Genomic DNA, 18,115 nt, shown 5'->3' with positions numbered 1-18,115 from the left:
TCTTGCAGAGATGTGAGAGTGCTCGAAAGAGAACCTGGACACAGGTGCTGCATGGCCGTCGTCAGCTCGTGTCGTGAGATGTTGGGTTAAGTCCCGCAACGAGCGCAACCCTTGTCATTAGTTGCTACGAAAGGGCACTCTAATGAGACTGCCGGTGACAAACCGGAGGAAGGTGGGGATGACGTCAGGTCATCATGGCCCTTATGGGTAGGGCTACACACGTCATACAATGGCCGGGACAGAGGGCTGCCAACCCGCGAGGGGGAGCTAATCCCAGAAACCCGGTCGTAGTCCGGATCGCAGTCTGCAACTCGACTGCGTGAAGTCGGAATCGCTAGTAATCGCGGATCAGCTTGCCGCGGTGAATACGTTCCCGGGTCTTGTACACACCGCCCGTCACACCATGGGAGCGGGTTCTGCCAGAAGTAGTTAGCCTAACCGCAAGGAGGGCGATTACCACGGCAGGGTTCGTGACTGGGGTGAAGTCGTAACAAGGTAGCCGTATCGGAAGGTGCGGCTGGATCACCTCCTTTCTAGAGAATGACAAGACCGCCAGGTGGCTTCGGTTGCCTGGGAGAGTCGAGTCCACAAATAGCGAGTTCAGCGCGCCCACACTTATCGGCTGTAGACACACAACAGTGAGTGAGAAAAACGCGTGAGCCTGGCGAGCTGGCCTTGCCGGTTGGCGCGATGCAGGGGCACGCAAGAGATGCGTGGGTCTGTAGCTCAGTCGGTTAGAGCACCGTCTTGATAAGGCGGGGGTCGCTGGTTCGAATCCAGCCAGACCCACCACGAGGATCGACAAGATCTTGGGGGATTAGCTCAGCTGGGAGAGCACCTGCTTTGCAAGCAGGGGGTCGTCGGTTCGATCCCGTCATCCTCCACCAATCACTTCACAGGGTGGCAAACCACAGCGTCAGGAATGGACGCTGTGGTTTGCCAGTCTCGACTTTGAAAGTCGGCTGTTGTTCTTTAACAATTCGTAGAGTCGAATCAGCGTTGCTGGCGGAAAGCTGGCGCTCGTAAAGGGGCGCTCGGCACCGTGCCGCCAGCGACATTTGATTGCGTCACCAGACTTCAACTCTGAAATTCAGAGAAGAAATTGAAGAACGGCGAAAACGCGTGATACTCAATGAATGCTCGAGTTGTCGAGCATCTGTCCTTGACGACATCTGAGGATGTCAAAGTTATAGGGTCAAGTGACTAAGTGCATGTGGTGGATGCCTTGGCGATTACAGGCGACGAAGGACGTGATAGCCTGCGATAAGCTTCGGGGAGCTGGCAAATAAGCTTTGATCCGGAGATTTCCGAATGGGGAAACCCACCTCGTTTAGAGGTATCGCACACTGAATACATAGGTGTGCGAGGCGAACCGGGCGAACTGAAACATCTCAGTAGCTCGAGGAAAAGACATCAACCGAGATTCCGAAAGTAGTGGCGAGCGAAATCGGAGTAGCCCTCGTGTTTTAGCAGTTGGCATATCAGAACGGAATGGAAAGTCCGGCCATAGCGGGTGATAGCCCCGTATGAGAAATGTCGATTGTGGAACTAGGCACGAATAGAGTAGGGCGGGACACGTGAAATCCTGTCTGAATATGGGGGGACCATCCTCCAAGGCTAAATACTCGTAATCGACCGATAGCGAACAAGTACCGTGAGGGAAAGGCGAAAAGAACCCCGGGAGGGGAGTGAAATAGATCCTGAAACCGCATGCATACAAAAAGTAGGAGCCCGCAAGGGTGACTGCGTACCTTTTGTATAATGGGTCAGCGACTTACATTCAGTGGCGAGGTTAACCGAATAGGGTAGCCGTAGAGAAATCGAGTCCGAATAGGGCGAATTAGTCGCTGGGTGTAGACCCGAAACCAGGTGATCTATCCATGGCCAGGATGAAGGTACCGTAACAGGTGCTGGAGGTCCGAACCGACTAGTGTTGCAAAACTAGCGGATGAGCTGTGGATAGGGGTGAAAGGCTAAACAAACCTGGAGATAGCTGGTTCTCTCCGAAAACTATTTAGGTAGTGCCTCAAGTATTACCTTCGGGGGTAGAGCACTGTTTAGGCTAGGGGGTCATGGCGACTTACCAAACCTATGCAAACTCCGAATACCGAAGAGTACAGCTTGGGAGACAGAGCACCGGGTGCTAACGTCCGGACTCAAGAGGGAAACAACCCAGACCGCCAGCTAAGGTCCCTAAAATTGGCTAAGTGGGAAACGAAGTGGGAAGGCTAAAACAGTCAGGATGTTGGCTTAGAAGCAGCCATCATTTAAAGAAAGCGTAATAGCTCACTGATCGAGTCGTCCTGCGCGGAAGATGTAACGGGGCTAAGCCAGTTACCGAAGCTGCGGATGCACAGTTTACTGTGCGTGGTAGGAGAGCGTTCTGTACGCCTGTGAAGGTGGGTCGTGAGGCCTGCTGGAGGTATCAGAAGTGCGAATGCTGACATGAGTAGCGTTAAAGGGGGTGAAAAGCCCCCTCGCCGTAAGCGCAAGGTTTCCTACGCAACGTTCATCGGCGTAGGGTGAGTCGGCCCCTAAGGCGAGGCAGAGATGCGTAGCTGATGGGAAACAGGTCAATATTCCTGTACCGATCAATAGTGCGATGTGGGGACGGAGAAGGTTAGCTCAGCCGGGTGTTGGATGTCCCGGTTCAAGCCTGTAGTCGTGCCTGGTAGGCAAATCCGCCGGGCTTAGATGAGGGGTGATAACGAGTCTGCTTGCAGACGAAGTGAGTGATACCCTGCTTCCAGGAAAAGCCACTAAGCTTCAGCTATTGACGACCGTACCGCAAACCGACACTGGTGCGCGTGATGAGTATTCTCAGGCGCTTGAGAGAACTCTGGAGAAGGAACTCGGCAAATTGACACCGTAACTTCGGAAGAAGGTGTGCCTTTAGTAGGTGAAGCCCCCGCGGGCCGAGCCCAATGAGGCCGCAGAGAATCGGTGGCTGCGACTGTTTATTAAAAACACAGCACTCTGCAAAGACGAAAGTCGACGTATAGGGTGTGACGCCTGCCCGGTGCTGGAAGATTAAATGATGGGGTGCAAGCTCTTGACTGAAGTCCCAGTAAACGGCGGCCGTAACTATAACGGTCCTAAGGTAGCGAAATTCCTTGTCGGGTAAGTTCCGACCTGCACGAATGGCGTAACGATGGCCACACTGTCTCCTCCAGAGACTCAGCGAAGTTGAAATGTTTGTGATGATGCAATCTCCCCGCGGAAAGACGGAAAGACCCCATGAACCTTTACTGTAGCTTTACATTGGACTTTGAACAGATCTGTGTAGGATAGGTGGGAGGCTTTGAAACCTGGTCGCTAGATCAGGTGGAGCCAACGTTGAAATACCACCCTGGTGTGTTTGAGGTTCTAACCTTGGCCCGTTATCCGGGTTGGGGACAGTGTATGGTGGGCAGTTTGACTGGGGCGGTCTCCTCCCAAAGTGTAACGGAGGAGTTCGAAGGTACGCTAAATACGGTCGGAAATCGTGTTGATAGTGCATTGGCATAAGCGTGCTTGACTGCGAGACTGACAAGTCGAGCAGGTACGAAAGTAGGACAAAGTGATCCGGTGGTTCTGTATGGAAGGGCCATCGCTCAACGGATAAAAGGTACTCTGGGGATAACAGGCTGATACCGCCCAAGAGTTCATATCGACGGCGGTGTTTGGCACCTCGATGTCGGCTCATCTCATCCTGGGGCTGTAGCCGGTCCCAAGGGTATGGCTGTTCGCCATTTAAAGAGGTACGTGAGCTGGGTTTAAAACGTCGTGAGACAGTTTGGTCCCTATCTTCCGTGGGCGCTGCAAGATTGAGAGAGCCTGCTCCTAGTACGAGAGGACCGGAGTGGACGCACCTCTGGTGTATCGGTTGTCACGCCAGTGGCATCGCCGAGTAGCTAAGTGCGGAAGAGATAACCGCTGAAAGCATCTAAGCGGGAAACTCGTCTCAAGATGAGTCTTGCCGGGGCCTAGAGCCCCCTGAAGGGTCGTTCAAGACCAGGACGTTGATAGGCTGGGTGTGGAAGCGCAGTAATGCGTTAAGCTAACCAGTACTAATTGCCCGTGCGGCTTGACCCTATAACTTTGACAGTCCCATCGACGTCAAAGACAGGTGTCATGCGAATAACCGTTCTTCAAGCCTGAAGACGCAATCAAATCAAAAGCTGATCTCGACTCTACCGAATTGGGCTTGTTGCTCCGTCTTCCCGACGAGCAGCGGCCAACCAGTCAAGCCTGATGACCATAGCGAGTCGGTCCCACCCCTTCCCATCCCGAACAGGACCGTGAAACGACTCAGCGCCGATGATAGTGCGGATTCCCGTGTGAAAGTAGGTCATCGTCAGGCTAATATCCCGCAAACCCCTCGATTGGAAACAGTCGAGGGGTTTTTGCTTTTGGGATGCCGCTCTGCGGCATCTCTCCGATCGTCAATGATGCGCTGAACACCCGGCCGACTTTCGGGGGATGCGATGGCCCCTTTTGTGGGGCTGTGTTTTCAGTCTTGCGCGAAATAGACTGCTTGCTCGTCCGGGATTCCGAGGAGCGAGTGTGTATCGAGCACGAAAGACAGCGAGCTTTTTGCAGCTGGCGCTACTGGCATTGTTTTCGATCGGCGCGTCCTGTAACGCGGCCGAAATTGCGTCCGTTTCTCCTCAAGGAGAAATCGCTACGGTTCAGAACGTTGTCGTTCGTTTCAAGGCTGAGGTCGCACGTATCGGAGATCCCCGATTGCCTAGTCCTGTCGAGCTGCGGTGCGACGGCATCGACGTCGCCGGCACAGGTCGATGGACTAACGAGCGCGAGTGGATCTTCGACTTCTCCCGTCCATTGGCCGCCGGCGCGAAGTGCGTTGTCACCGCGCGCGCCGATTTCCGCCCCACCGCGCGCGGAGCGACACCGGGCTGGTCCGGCGCTCAACAGTTCATGTTCCAGCTGAGCGCGCCAACCGTGCGACAGGTGAGGCCATGGGAAGGCGGGCGTATTGAGGAGGATCAGCGTTTCCTGCTCCAACTGTCCGGAACACCGCGCTTGGACACGGTCGCGCCCAACATGTGGTGCGAATCGAAGGCACTTGGTGAGCGCATTCCCGTGGAGCTGCGGCCGAATGCGGAGCGCGATGCAGCACTTCGAACCGTCGGGCAGCGGCATACCGACAGCGAGATCTGGATTCTTGTGGCATGCAAACGACCGCTGCCCGCAGGCGCGGATGCCAGTCTCGTTTGGGGGCCCGGGATTGCTGGCGCATCCAACGCGGCGGTACGTACACGTGGGGAGCGGCGGTTGCACTTCTCCGTGCGTCCTCCCCTGACGGCGGACTTCTCTTGTGAACGTGAGCGCGCGAATGCGCCGTGCCTACCGGTGCGTCCCCTGTCGGTGTCCTTCTCTGAGCCGATCGTCAGAGAGCAAGCGCTCAAGGTGAGGTTGAAGGGCCCCGACGGCGTCAGCCTGTCGCCGGTTCTGTCGACGGACCAGGATCAGGATTCGACGAACGCGTTGTCCTCGCTGCGTTTCCCTGCGCCACTGGCCGAACAGCAGGACTATGTCCTGGAATTCCCTCCCGGCATCAAGGACGAGAGTGGCCGAGCGCTCTCGAATGCTGCGAGTTTTCCAATGAAGATCCGGACCGCCGCGGCGCCTCCCTTGGCCAAGTTCGCGGCGGCTCCCTTTGGCATCGTCGAGTGGGAATCCAAGGGCCCCAGCCTCGTGCCCTTGAGCATGCGGCACGTGCAAGCGGATCTGCAACCGCGTTCTGGCGGACATCTACGCATCAAGCGCATCAGCGACGACGTCGACATCCTTCGTTGGTACGGTCGGCTGCACAAGCAGAACGAATGGGAAGACCGCAAGTCCGAATGGTTGAAGGGCGCGGCGGATCTGCAGTCGATGACGGTACCACCGCCGAATCCGGACAAGGCGATCGACGTGATCGGCGTTCCGCTGTCGCAACCGGGCTATCACGTGCTCGAGCTGAAGTCGCCGAAGCTCGGACAGTCGCTGCTCGACCCCGTCCAGCCGATGTTCGTCCGGACCGGAACCCTGGTCACCAATCTCGGCCTGCACTTCAAGCTGGGAAAAGACGACAGCCTCGTCTGGGTGACTTCGCTCGATGGAGGTCGCCCGGTCGAAGCGGCGCAGGTGTCGGTGTATGACTGTCGGGGCAAGTCCCTGTGGACGGGGCGGACCGACGCGCGAGGACTTGCAAGCATCGATCGCCCCAACCTCGATGCAGATCGAGGGCGTGGCGAGTGCATTGCCGAGTCGGGGCTCTTTATCACGGCGCGGCTTGATCAGCCTGGTAAGCCGCAGGACATGGCCTTCATGTTCAGCGGTTGGAGTCGTGGCATCGAGCCGTGGCGTTTCAACGTGCCCGTCGCCTGGGGTTCTGAACGCGCCGCACGGGCGCACACGGTGACCGATCGGCCTCTCCTGCGGGCCGGTGAGACGGTCTCCATGAAGCATTTCTTCCGTCTGGAGACGGTCCAGGGTCTCTCCGACCCTTCCGCGGATCAACTGCCAAACAGGCTGAGGATCCAGTTCGAAGGGACGGGCGAGGATGTCGCCTCGCTGGACCTGCGCTGGGAGGGGGCACGCTACGCCGTGAGTTCCTGGAAGGTCCCCGCGGACGCGAAGCTGGGACGCTATCGCTTCGTGATGGAGCGCAGCGGCGAAACGTCGGGACCGCGGAGTTGGGACAGCGGCGGCGTGAAGGTGGAAGAGTTCCGCGTGCCGCTGGTCGATGCGCGACTGATTCCACCGAAGTCTCCTGCCCCCGGTGCGCAGGAGCAATCCTGGGCGGCGCAATTGAACTTCATGGCCGGTGGTCCGATGGCCAAGGCGGCGACCGAGGTGAGTGCGCTGTTGCAAGCTCGATGGGCCCAGTTTCCAGGATTCGAGGACTTCGTGTTCGATCCTCCCTCCGCGCAGGGGCCGGACAGCGGGAGCGAAAGCGACCCGGGTGATGACGAAGCTCCAGGCGGTCCGGCCGGCACGAGCCGGTTGCTGCTCGACAAGCTCGCCTTGCAGACCGACGCGAAAGGCGGGATCCAGTTCAAGGTGCCGCTGAAGGGCACCGTGGACCGGCCATCCGAGCTGCGCGTGGAGCTGAACTACCGGGATCCCGATGGCCAGACGCACACGCGTGCGGCTTCGCAAGTCGTGTGGCCGGCGAACGTGGTCGTGGGCCTGCGCGCACCGAGCTGGGTCGCCAACGGACAGCCCTTGCAGATCCAGGCGGTGGCGCTGGACACGAACGGCAAGCCGCTCGCCAATCAGAAGATCAGCGTGGGCGCGCGTCAGATCCAGACGCTGAGCACGCGCAAGCGTCTGGTGGGAGGCTTCTACGCCTACGAGCATCAGCGCCAACTGAAGGACCTGGGAGAGCTCTGCAGCGGCAAGACCGACGCCATGGGACTGATGCGCTGCGAAATCAAGCTGAAACAGGGCGGGCAGGTCGAACTGCTCGGTTCGGCGACGGACGAGGGGGGCCGCACGGCGCGCGCCGCTCGCTCGTTGTGGGTGACGCGAGCCGGCGAACTGTGGTTCGCCCAGGACAACGACGACCGCATCGACGTGATCCCGGAACGCCGTCGCTATGAACCGGGCGAGACGGCACGCTTCCAGGTGCGCATGCCTTACCGGGAGGCGACCGCGCTGATCACGGTCGAACGCGAAGGGGTGCTCCACAGCGAGGTACGGCGGCTCTCGGGGCGTGATCCTTGGCTGGATTTGAGGATCGACCGCAATTGGACGCCGAACGCCTACGTCGGCGTGATGGTCCTTCGGGGGCGGTTGCGTGACGTGCCCTGGTATTCGTTCTTCTCCTGGGGATGGCGCGAGCCGGTCAACTGGTGGCGTGAGTGGCGGGCCTCCGGCGATTACCAGCCGCCGACGGCCATGGTCGACCTGTCCAAACCCTCCTTCAAGTTCGGCATGGCGGCGATCGAGATCGGGCAGGCCAAGCATCGTCTGCAGGTCGAGGTGGTGCCTCAGCAGCCCCAGTACGGGGTTCGCCAGAGTGCGCAGGTGAAGCTTCGGGTCACGCAGGATGGCAAGCCGGTCCCCGACGCGCAGATCGCTTTCGCCGCGGTCGACGAAGGCCTGCTGGCCTTGGCACCGAACCCGAGCTGGAAGCTGCTGGAAGGCATGGTCCAGAGCCGCGCCTGGGGCGTGACGACAGCGACCGCGCACAGCGAGATCGTCGGTCGGCGCCATTACGGGCGGAAAGCGGTGGCGGCCGGTGGTGGAGGTGGCTTCGCCACGCGGGAACTCTTCGACACGCTGTTGGCCTGGCAGCCGGTGGTCAAGCTGAACGCGCAGGGCGAAGCCCTCGTCCAGGTGACGCTGAACGACTCGCTGACGCGCTTTCGGCTGGTTGCCGTCGCGGACGCGCCCGGGCAGCGCTTTGGCACGGGGGAGGGCAGCATCAACGTGAGCCAGGACCTCCAGCTGCTCTCCGGCCTGCCGCCGCTCGTGCGCGAAGGCGATCGCGTCCAGGCCATGGTCACGGTGCGCAACGCGACGCAGCGCGCAATGGACTTGCGCGTGAGTCTCAAGGGTCAGGCCAGCCTGGAGGCCGGGGAGCAACCGGTGCCGACGGAAGCACGCCTCGTGAAGTTGGCGGCGGGCGCTGCGCAGGAAGTAGGTTGGGACATCGTGATCCCCGAAGGCGCGCAGCGCATCGTCTGGGAAGCGCAAGCCGAGGAACAGGGCGGCGCGCGAGCCAAGGACGCCATGCGGACGACGCAAGCCGTCCAGGCGGCGGTGCCCTTGCGGGTGCTCCAGGCGACGCTGCGTCAACTCGATGGTCCGCTCAGCCTTCCCGTCGCCGCTCCCGCCGACGCCTTGCCGGCGCAGGGCGTCAAACGTGGCGGACTGCAGATCGGGCTTCAGCCTCGGCTGTCGAGCGCGCTGCCCGGCGTCAGGCGCTACTTCGAGCAATACCCGTTCACCTGCCTTGAGCAGCAGAGTTCGCGATTCATCGCCTTGCACGACGACGCCGCATGGGCGGGGCTGATGGGACAGCTGTCCAGCTACCAGGACAGCGATGGGCTCTTTGCCTACTTCCCGCTGTCGCGCCATCTCACCCAGGGGAGCGACGTCCTGACGGCCCATCTGCTGGCCGCCGCGCAGGAGTCGGGGCGCGCCCTGCCTACGACGCAGCTCACCAAGGCCCTCGACGGCCTGGCCGCCTTCGTGGAGGGGCGCATCGAACGTCGGCATTGGTCGCCTCGGCCCGACGAGGAACCGCGGCGCATTGCCGCCCTGGCCGCGCTGGCGCGCCACGACAAGGCGACGGTGCGGCAGCTGGGGACGGTGGACGGCCGCAACCTGCCGAACTGGCCCACCAGCGCCGTCATCGATTGGTTGGTGCTGCATCAGAGGATGGCCTCGGCGCCGGACCGCGCTGCCCAGATCGCTGCGGCGCAGAACCAGTTGCGAAGCCGCTTGAGCTTCGCGGGAACCACGTTGCGTTTCGTCAACGAAGAGGGTGATGCCTGGTGGCTGATGGGCAGCGGTGACGCCACGGCGGCGCGCGCGATCCTCGCGCTGGTCGACGATCCGGCATGGAAGGAGGACCTGCCGCGGCTGGTCGTCGGCGCGCTCGCTCGTCAGGAACGAGGGGCCTGGTTCAATACGACCGCGAACCTCTGGGGGGCCCTCGCATTGGAAAAATTCTCCGCTCGCTTCGAATCGCAGGCGGTGAAGGGGCGAACCGAGGCCAAGCTCGCCACCGCTTCCGCGACGCTGGACTGGACAGGCAATCCCGGTGGCGGCGAACTGCGTCTGCCCTGGCCCGCTTCGGGCGAGGCCACCTTGTCGGTCCAGCAGTCGGGCGAGGGCAAGCCCTGGGCCACGATCCAGGCCTTGTCGGCCGTTCCCTTGAAAGCGCCGCTGAACTCGGGATACACCGTGAAGCGGACCGTCACGGCGGTGTCTCAGAAGGCGGCGCCGCGTTGGTCGCGTGGCGACGTGATGCGAGTGCGGCTCGAGGTCGAGGCGGCGGCCGACATGTCCTGGGTGGTGTTGAGCGATCCGTTGCCGACCGGCGCCGCCGTTCTCGAGGGCACGATCGACAGCCAGGGAGAACGCGCCGAGGGTGAGGCCTGGCCCGATTTCATCGAGCGCAGCTTCAGCGCGTGGCGGGCCTACTTCGGCTATCTGCCGCGCGGTCGACATGTGCTGACCTACACGGTGCGCCTGAACAATGCCGGGCGCTTCCAGATGCCGACCACACGCGCCGAAGCGATGTACTCGCCCGACCGGTTCGGCGAGCTGCCCAACGCCACCTTGGAGGTGGCGCCTTGAACGGGGCCGGCGACTGCTCGCGCGCCCGCTTTGCACGAGCGGCGAAGCGGGGCGCTGTGTTTGTCGCCGGCTTGGTGGGACTGTTGGGAGGCGCCTGCGCCCAGACGCTGCCCACCTTCGCGCAGACGCGCGCCTCGCATCCGGTGTCGGACTTCCAGTTGCTGGACCGACGCGGCGAGGTCCTGCAGACGGTCCGCTTGGATCCGAAACGCCGCGTCCTCGCCTGGGTGCCGGTCGAGCACATGTCGCCGTCGCTGTTGCGGGCCATGCTGTTGTCCGAGGATCAGCGCTTTTACGAGCACAGCGGCGTCGACTGGTCGGCAGTCGCCTCCAGCGCCTGGGCGAACCTATGGAACACGCGTACGCGTGGGGCCTCGACGGTGACGATGCAACTCGCGGGTCTGCTCGACGAGGACCTGGCGCGCCGGGGGGGCCGCAGTTTCCGGCAGAAGCTGGGGCAGGCGTGGGTGGCTAGTCGCCTGGAGACCCAGTGGACCAAGGCGCAGATCCTCGAGGCCTATCTGAACCGCGTGCCCTTGCGGGGCGAACTGGTCGGCGTGCCGGCCGCCGCGCAAGCGCTTTTCGGCAAGCGGGCGAGCGGACTCGACGCCCGGGAGTCAGCGATGCTCGCCGCGATGCTGCGGGGGCCGAATTCGCCGGTGGAGACGATCAGCGCGCGGGCTTGCGGCGTGTTGCGCGCGATGCGCCAGAGTTGCGATGGCCTCGTGGACGAAGTGGGGGCGGTCCTGCGTCGCAAGGTGCTGACGGTGGCCGACGCACCGCAGTGGGCGCCGCATTTCGCCCGCCTGGCGCTCCAGCCGGGCGGACCCGCGGCGCAGCGCAGCACGCTGGACGCCACCTGGCAGCGGGTCGCCGTCCAGTCGCTGCGGCGGCATCTGGCGGAACTGTCTGGTCGGCAGGTCGAGGATGGCGCGGTCCTCGTGCTCGACAACGCCAGCGGCGAAGTCCGGGTCTGGGTCGGCTCCAGCGGCAGCCAGTTGTCGGAGTCGGCGCAGGTGGATCATGTGCTGGCCCGGCGGCAGCCCGGCTCGACGCTCAAGCCCTTCCTCTATGAACTGGCGATCGAGCGCCGCCTGATCACGGCGGCGAGCCTGCTGGACGACTCACCGGCCCAGATCGCGACGGCGGCTGGACTCTATCTGCCGCAGAACTATGACAAGCAGTATCGCGGCTGGGTCAGCGCGCGGGCTTCGCTGGGCAGCAGCCTCAACATCCCGGCGGTGCGGCTCTCGCTGATGCTCACGCCAGAGGCGGTTTTCGAACGTCTCAACGCCCTCGGGCTGCGCTTGCCCGAGACGGGCGGCTTTTATGGGCCCTCGCTGGCCTTGGGCAGCGCGGACGTCACCTTGCTGGGGCTGACCAACGCCTACAGAGCGCTGGCCAACGGCGGCAGGTATGCCGACCCGGCGCTGCCGGGCGGGCAGCGGGCGGCGGGCGCCAAGCACGCGTCGTCCCGTCAGGTCGCGGACCCCAAGGCCAGCTTCATCGTCGGCGACGTGCTGGCGGACAACAACGCGCGGGCGCTCACCTTCGGCCTTTCCAGCGCGCTGGCCTTGCCGTTCCAGGCGTCGGTCAAGACGGGTACCAGCAAGGACATGCGGGACAACTGGTGCGTCGGCTGGACCAGCCGCTACACCGTGGGCGTGTGGGTCGGCAACTCCAGCGGGGAGGCGATGCAGCAGGTTTCCGGTGTGAGCGGCGCCGCGCCGGTCTGGCGCGAGGTGATGCTGGCCTTGCACGCGGGACGGTTGCCCGAGTCGGTCGATCCCCCCCGCGGGGTGGTCGCTCGGCAGACGCGATTCGACAGCGCGCAGGAGCCGCCGCGCCGGGAGTGGTTCATCGCCGGGACCGAACAGGCGGTGATCCAGTCCGCCGGCACGGCCGTCGCGCTCAGCAATCCCGCCGACGGGGCAATCTACGCCCTGGATCCGGACATCCCGCCGGCGGCGCAGCGGCTTCGTTTCACCCATGAGGGGCGGCTCGAACGCGGCGCGACGGCCAGATGGCGCCTCGATGGTCGCGTCATTGGCCAGGGGGCAACGCTGGACTGGCTGCCGATGCCGGGGCGTCATGAACTCGCGCTGCTGGACAACCGCGGGCATGTGCTGCAGCAAGTCCGGTTCGAGGTGCGCGGTGCGGGGCTGCGAGCACCCACGCGCCGCGGGGCGCCGCAGGCCGGCGCGGGCGCCTCCTCGCCGGGGTGAACCCATCCCGCCTGACCGCAAGTCAGCCGCTCCAGGGCGCAATTCGTCGCCAGCCTCTGGCGGCGAGGGGGCTGACTTTCGATACTCCACCATCGACGCCAAGATCCAGATTCGCGCGGGGAGACCATGCAGAGCCGACAACGACAAGCGCAGACCGCCCACCGGCATCCTCTGGCCCTGCTGGGGGCCGCCCTGCTGGGCGTTGCCTTGCTCCTGCCCGCCGCTCCGGCGCAGGCCAGCGAGGTCGTCAAGCTGGCTCGCCTGCTGATCACCGGCAAGCGGCAGCCCAGCCGTCCGCCAGCCCCCCAGCCCGCGGTTCCCGACCGCAGCACCGACAGCTCCTCCCAACCGCAAGGCCGCGCCTCCGACGGTGACTTGCATGCGCAAACCCAGCGGCGCAGCGCCGAAGGCGCGCTCGTCTCGATGGACTGATCGCACAGGGCGCGCGCCCCGGGCCGGCCCGGACAAGCGGCGCCGCGTGGCGCCGCCTGATTTCATCCCTCGGAGCGTTCCATCACCGGCGGCCGCGGATGCAGGCGCGCCATCGTGAACGCATCGACGTAGCGACCCTCGCGAAGCGCGAAACCGCGCAGACGCCCCTCGTGCTCGAAGCCGAAGCGCTCGTACAAGCGGATCGCCCGCAGGTTGTCGACGAAGACGGTCAACTCGATGCGCTGCAAGCCCAGCCAGTCGTCCGCGTGACGCACCAGCGCGTCCATCAACGCCGAGCCGACGCCGCGGCCGTGCGCGTCCGGATGCACGCCGATGCCGAGCATCATCGCGTGACGACGGCGGGCCTGCGGACCGACCGGATGCAAGCCGGCGGATCCCACCAGGCGGTCGCCATCGAAGGCCAGCAGCACCAGTTCGCCGCTGCTGGTGTCGGGCGCCTTGCCGAAGCGCTCCTGCCACTGCAGTTCCGAGGGGTAAGGCGTCTGCAGCAGCCAGGGTTGCACGCCGGCATGGCCCATCAGCTCGGCATGGGCACGGGCGTCCTCGACGCGCGGGCGCCTCAGCGTCAGGCCATCGGCGACCCGGAGGTCGCGGGGGGAAGAGGGCGGGGTCTGCATCGGGGTCTCCTGGTGGGGTGAAGGACCGAGGGCGGAAAGCGACAAGGCCCGCGGGTAACGCGGGCCTTGTCGGGGGGAGTCGGGGATCCTGGTGGTGGACGTCGAGGTCCGGATCCGTGGGGGGAGGGTCTACCGCGATCGACGCTGCCCCGGCTGGCGTGCGCTCAGGTGCGCATGCATCAGGCACATGCAGCACGGCTGGACGACGACGAAGACGGTGCGGTTCGCGAGGGACATGCGGGCCAGTATCTTGGACGTGCGTCGCGGCCGTCAACCGCGAACTTCCGGCGGCGCCCGGCGGCGAGTGGCAACGGCGCGACAATGCGCCTTTCCCGATTCTCCGCGGCCAGGACCGCGCCTCGTCTTCATGCCTCGACTGAGTTCCGTCGCTCCCGTCCCCGCCGCAGCCGTCGCCACCGAGGCACCGGCGCGTCGCAAGGGCGAGCCGCAGCCGGCCGAGCGCTTTGCGCTCACCGTGGACAAGAGCCCGATCGATGGCCTGGGCGTGTTTGCCGCCGAGCCGATCCCGGCGCGGCTCAAGATCGGCGAAATGCGCGGCGAGATCGTGCCGGTGCGCGAAGCCCGCCGGCGCATCGAGGGTCGACGCCGCATCCACGTCGTCGAGGTGACCGACAAGACGGCGATCGACGCGACGAAGTCCGACTGCGCGCTGCGCCACGTCAATCACAGCTGCGCGCCCAACGCGGTGCTGCGCATCCGGCAGGGACGGGCCGAGTTCTACGCGATCCGCGACATCGCGCCCGGCGAGGAGATCTGCGCCGATTACGGCGAGAGCCATCACGAGGGCCGATTGCGTTGCCGCTGCGGCGCGCCGAATTGCAAGGGCCGGCTCTGACGCTGAAGGCGCGCTGGGCCCTGGGAAGGACGAACCGCGCGGGCAGGCCGAGGCCGAACCAGGCCGTCGAGGCCCCTCCGCCGGCACCATGAACAACGCCGGCGCGAGGCCGGCGTTCGGTGGGCGGTGTGATGTCCGTGGGAGGCTCAGTGCGTCGAGTCGTCGCCCGCCAGGCCGGAGATCGCATCCTTCAGCACCCGCTGCTGCATCCAGAACAGGCGCAGGTCCTGCACGGTGAAGAGCATGTCGTCGATCAGCGCGTTCTGGTCGATGCCGTCCGGTTCTTCATAGGCCTTCTCGATGTAGGCCGCGCGGGGCGTCGAGTCCGCCGCCAGCGTCACCGCCTCGACCGCCTCCAGCATCAGCCGCAGGTCGTCGGCGCCGTCGCCGTCCGGCAGCGTCCAGGCGTGCGTGTCCTCGACCGCCTGCAGGAAGCCTTGGGCCCACATCGCGCCGGGCGCGGGCATGCGCTCCAGCAGTTCGGCGGTGATCGCGCCTTGCGCGACCAACTCGGCCTTGGTTTCCTCATCGAATTCGGAAATCAGCGGCGTCAGGTGCATCTGCTCGGGCGCCTCCAGCAGCGGCTGCGGCTCGAGGCTGTCGCCGATCTCGTTCCAACGCACGTGCAGCGCTTCCATGAACGCGTCGGTCAGGTCCTCCTCGTCCAGGCCGGCGGGCCAGTCCTCGCCGAACAGCGCGTCCATCGCCTGGATCGGCGCGGCGTCCGAAGGGCCGACGCGCAGGGCGGTCAGGTAGCCATCCAGCGTGTCGAGCGTGATCGCCGGGGCATCCGGATCAGCCTGGCCGGCCAGCACGGCCAGCAGCTCGCCGAGGCGCTGCGCGTTCTCGACGTCAATCGAGTCGCCGAACTCGTCGGCCATCGGGGTGTCAGTCATTGCTACTCCAGTTGCATGAAACGACAAGGGCCCGACCGGGGCCCTTGAAGAAGAGGGTTCGTCAGCGCGCCAGGCCGGGCGGTTCGATAACCGCCGCCACCCGGAGTCTGCACCGCTTGTGTGTCAGACGCGTTCGCCGACCCAGGCCTGCACGCTGGCCAGCGCGGCGGGCAGACCCTTGGCATCGGTGCCACCGGCCATGGCCAGGTCCGGCTTGCCGCCGCCCTTGCCGCCGACCTGTTGGGCGACGAAGTTCACCAGCTCGCCGGCCTTGACCTTGCCGATCGAATCGGCCGTCACGCCGGCCGCCAGCTGCACCTTGTCGCCATCGACGGCGGCCAGCACGATCGCGGCGGTCTTGAGCTTGTCCTTGAGCTTGTCCATGGTCTCGCGCAGCGTCTTGGCGTCGGCGCCGACCAGCGTGGCCGCCAGCACCTTCAGGCCCTTGACGTCGACCGCCTGCGACAGCAGCTCGTCGCCCTGCGCGGAGGCCAGCTTGCTCTTGGCGGCGGCCAGTTCCTTCTCCAGTGCGCGGACCTGCTCCAACACGGCGTGCACGCGCGGCTCGAGTTCGGCCGGCGCGGCCTTCAGCGTGCCGGCCACGGCCTGCACCGTCGACTCCAGCGACTGCAGGTAGTGCAGCGCGTTATCGCCGGTCACGGCTTCGACGCGACGGATGCCGGCGGCGACGCCGCTCTCCGCGACGATCTTGAACAGGCCGATGTCACCGGTGCGATGCACGTGGGTGCCGCCGCACAGTTCCTTCGACGAACCGATGCTCAGCACGCGCACGGTCTCGCCGTACTTCTCGCCGAACAGCATCATCGCGCCGCTCTTCTGCGCGTCGTCCAGCGCCATGACGCTGGCGTCGGTGTCGGCGTTGGCCAGGATCTCGGCATTGACGATGGCCTCGACCTTGCGGATTTCCTCGGCCGTCATCGGCGCGGTGTGGGCGAAGTCGAAGCGGGTGCGCTCGGCATTGACCAGCGAGCCCTTCTGCTGGACGTGCGCGCCCAGCACCTCGCGCAGCGCCTTGTGCATCAGGTGGGTCGCGCTGTGGTTGCGGACGGTCTTGGCGCGACGTTCGGTGTCGACCTTGGCGACGAAGCTGTCGCCGACCTTGACCGAGCCCTCGACGACCTGGGCATGGTGACCGAACACGTCGGCCTGGATCTTCAGCGTGTCGTCCACGACCAGGCGGGTGCTCGCGTTGCGCAGCTCGCCGGCGTCGCCGACCTGGCCGCCGCTCTCGGCATAGAAGGGGGTGTGGTCCAGCACGACGACGACGTCGTCGCCGGCATCGGCGCTCTGCACCGCGGAGCCGTCGACGTACAGCGCGACGACCTTGGCGTCCTCGCGCGTGAGGTGCTCATAGCCGTGGAAGGTCGTGGCCGCGCCGGTGTAGGCCAGGCCCTGCGCCATCTTGAACTTGCCGGCCTGGCGGCCGCGGTCCTTCTGCTCCTCGAGCAGGCGGTTGAAGCCGGCCTCGTCGACGGTCACGCCGCGTTCGCGGCAGACGTCGGCGGTCAGGTCCACCGGGAAGCCGTAGGTGTCGTGCAGCTTGAAGGCGGTCTCGCCGTCGACCTGCTTCGCGCCGCCGGCCAGCGCCGATTCCAGCAGTTCCATGCCGGTGGCGATGGTCTTGAAGAAGCGCTCCTCTTCCTGCTTCAGCACCTCGGTGACGCGGGCCTCGTCGCGGCGCAGTTCGGGGTAGGCGTCGCCCATCTCCCTGGCCAGCGCGGCCACCAGCTTGTGGAAGAACGGCGTGCGGGCGCCCAGCTTGTAGCCGTGGCGGATCGCGCGGCGGGCGATGCGGCGCAGCACGTAGCCGCGGCCGGCATTGCCCGGGATCACGCCGTCGACGACGGTGAAGGAGCAGGCCCGGATGTGGTCGGCGATGACCTTCAGCGACGGCGAGTCCTTGTCGCAGTCACCGGCGCCGGCGCCGTCGACGGCCTGCTTGGCCGCGGCCAGCAGGTTCACGAACAGGTCGATCTCGTAGTTCGAGTGCACATGCTGCAGCACCGCGGCCAGGCGCTCCAGGCCCATGCCGGTGTCGACGCTGGGCTTCGGGAGCTTGTGCATCACGCCGTCTTCAGTCCGGTTGAACTGCATGAAGACGTTGTTCCAGATCTCGATGTAGCGGTCGCCATCCTCCTCGGCCGAGCCCGGGGGGCCGCCGGCGACGTCGGGACCGTGGTCGTAGAAGATCTCGGTGCAGGGGCCGCAGGGGCCGGTGTCGCCCATCATCCAGAAGTTGTCGGACATGTAGCGGCCGCCCTTGTTGTCGCCGATGCGCACGATGCGCTCGGCGGGCACGCCGACGACCTTGTTCCAGATCTCGTAGGCTTCGTCGTCCTCGGAATAGACGGTGACCCACAGCTTCTCGGCCGGCAGCTTGAAGTGTTGGGTCAGCAGTTCCCAGGCATAGGCGATCGCATCCTTCTTGAAGTAGTCGCCGAAGCTGAAGTTGCCCAGCATTTCGAAGAAGGTGTGGTGGCGCGCGGTGTAGCCGACGTTGTCCAGGTCGTTGTGCTTGCCGCCGGCGCGGATGCACTTCTGCGCGGTCGTGGCGCGGGTGTAGGCGCGCTTGTCGAAGCCCAGGAACACGTCCTTGAACTGGTTCATGCCCGCGTTGGTGAACAGCAGCGTCGGGTCGTCGCCGGGCACGACCGGGCTCGACGCGACGATCTGGTGGCCCTTGGATTCGAAGAACTTCAGGAAGGTGTTGCGGATCTCAGCGGCTTTCATGCCTGTCCTTTGCTT

7 protein-coding genes, 2 tRNA genes and 3 rRNA genes (1 of these 12 only partly in view) are annotated in these 18,115 nt (G+C 64.7%); 9 read left to right on the top strand and 3 right to left on the bottom strand.

What is annotated here, in order from left to right; translation table 11 throughout:
• From ACTJKJ_RS23050 to ACTJKJ_RS23015, 8 genes are all read left to right on the top strand, one after another.
• Positions 1–533, top strand: a 16S ribosomal RNA gene (locus tag ACTJKJ_RS23050) (it extends 996 nt beyond the left edge of the window).
• Positions 534–715: 182 nt separating this feature from the next.
• Positions 716–792: transfer RNA gene (locus ACTJKJ_RS23045), tRNA-Ile, on the top strand.
• Between the two features lie 19 nt (positions 793–811).
• Positions 812–887, top strand: a tRNA-Ala gene (locus ACTJKJ_RS23040).
• 306 nt (positions 888–1,193) lie between these two features.
• Positions 1,194–4,074: ribosomal RNA gene (locus ACTJKJ_RS23035) — 23S ribosomal RNA — on the top strand.
• 155 nt (positions 4,075–4,229) lie between these two features.
• Positions 4,230–4,342, top strand: a 5S ribosomal RNA gene (gene rrf / locus ACTJKJ_RS23030).
• The 16S, 23S and 5S rRNA genes sit together here with 2 tRNA genes alongside, the layout of an rRNA operon.
• A 203-nt stretch (positions 4,343–4,545) precedes the next feature.
• The gene (locus tag ACTJKJ_RS23025) at positions 4,546–10,302 is read left to right on the top strand and encodes an alpha-2-macroglobulin family protein (RefSeq protein ID WP_440822319.1); all 5,757 of its coding nucleotides are present in this window, start codon (positions 4,546–4,548) and stop codon (positions 10,300–10,302) included.
• A complete protein-coding gene (gene pbpC / locus ACTJKJ_RS23020) occupies positions 10,299–12,527 on the top strand; it encodes a penicillin-binding protein 1C (protein WP_440822317.1) in 2,229 nt (742 codons plus the stop codon). The genes ACTJKJ_RS23025 and pbpC overlap by 4 nt, the downstream gene beginning before the upstream one ends.
• Before the next feature lie 126 nt (positions 12,528–12,653).
• Positions 12,654–12,959: a hypothetical protein gene (locus ACTJKJ_RS23015; protein WP_091734163.1), complete on the top strand. Its 306-nt coding sequence runs from the start codon at positions 12,654–12,656 to the stop codon at positions 12,957–12,959.
• A gap of 62 nt (positions 12,960–13,021) precedes the next feature.
• Here the strand turns inward: ACTJKJ_RS23015 and ACTJKJ_RS23010 are convergent, their stop codons facing one another.
• Positions 13,022–13,597: a GNAT family N-acetyltransferase gene (locus ACTJKJ_RS23010; protein WP_440822315.1), complete on the bottom strand. Its 576-nt coding sequence runs from the start codon at positions 13,595–13,597 to the stop codon at positions 13,022–13,024.
• A 367-nt stretch (positions 13,598–13,964) separates the two neighbouring features.
• Between ACTJKJ_RS23010 and ACTJKJ_RS23005 the strand changes: the two genes are divergently transcribed.
• Positions 13,965–14,453, top strand: a complete 489-nt coding sequence (locus ACTJKJ_RS23005) for an SET domain-containing protein (protein ID WP_091734159.1) — start codon at positions 13,965–13,967, stop codon at positions 14,451–14,453.
• A gap of 146 nt (positions 14,454–14,599) precedes the next feature.
• Here the strand turns inward: ACTJKJ_RS23005 and ACTJKJ_RS23000 are convergent, their stop codons facing one another.
• Positions 14,600–15,349, bottom strand: a complete 750-nt coding sequence (locus tag ACTJKJ_RS23000) for a UPF0149 family protein (RefSeq protein WP_091734157.1) — start codon at positions 15,347–15,349, stop codon at positions 14,600–14,602.
• Between the two features lie 123 nt (positions 15,350–15,472).
• Positions 15,473–18,100, bottom strand: a complete 2,628-nt coding sequence (gene alaS, locus ACTJKJ_RS22995; protein WP_091734155.1) for an alanine--tRNA ligase — start codon at positions 18,098–18,100, stop codon at positions 15,473–15,475.
• Positions 18,101–18,115 lie beyond the last annotated feature (15 nt).

The sequence above is a fragment of the Roseateles sp. 22389 genome, assembly GCF_052044995.1.
Classification (GTDB): domain Bacteria; phylum Pseudomonadota; class Gammaproteobacteria; order Burkholderiales; family Burkholderiaceae_C; genus Roseateles.
Note: the sequence above shows the minus strand (reverse complement) of the source record. Positions and strands in the feature narration are given on the sequence as shown.

Bases quoted from the DNA above. Each gene is read 5' to 3' on its own strand.
- alaS (WP_091734155.1), bottom strand. From the start codon at position 18,100: ATGAAAGCCGCTGAGATCCGCAACACCTTCCTGAAGTTCTTCGAATCC.
- ACTJKJ_RS23015 (WP_091734163.1), top strand. From the start codon at position 12,654: ATGCAGAGCCGACAACGACAAGCGCAGACCGCCCACCGGCATCCTCTG.
- ACTJKJ_RS23010 (WP_440822315.1), bottom strand. From the start codon at position 13,597: ATGCAGACCCCGCCCTCTTCCCCCCGCGACCTCCGGGTCGCCGATGGC.
- ACTJKJ_RS23000 (WP_091734157.1), bottom strand. From the start codon at position 15,349: ATGACTGACACCCCGATGGCCGACGAGTTCGGCGACTCGATTGACGTC.
- ACTJKJ_RS23005 (WP_091734159.1), top strand. From the start codon at position 13,965: ATGCCTCGACTGAGTTCCGTCGCTCCCGTCCCCGCCGCAGCCGTCGCC.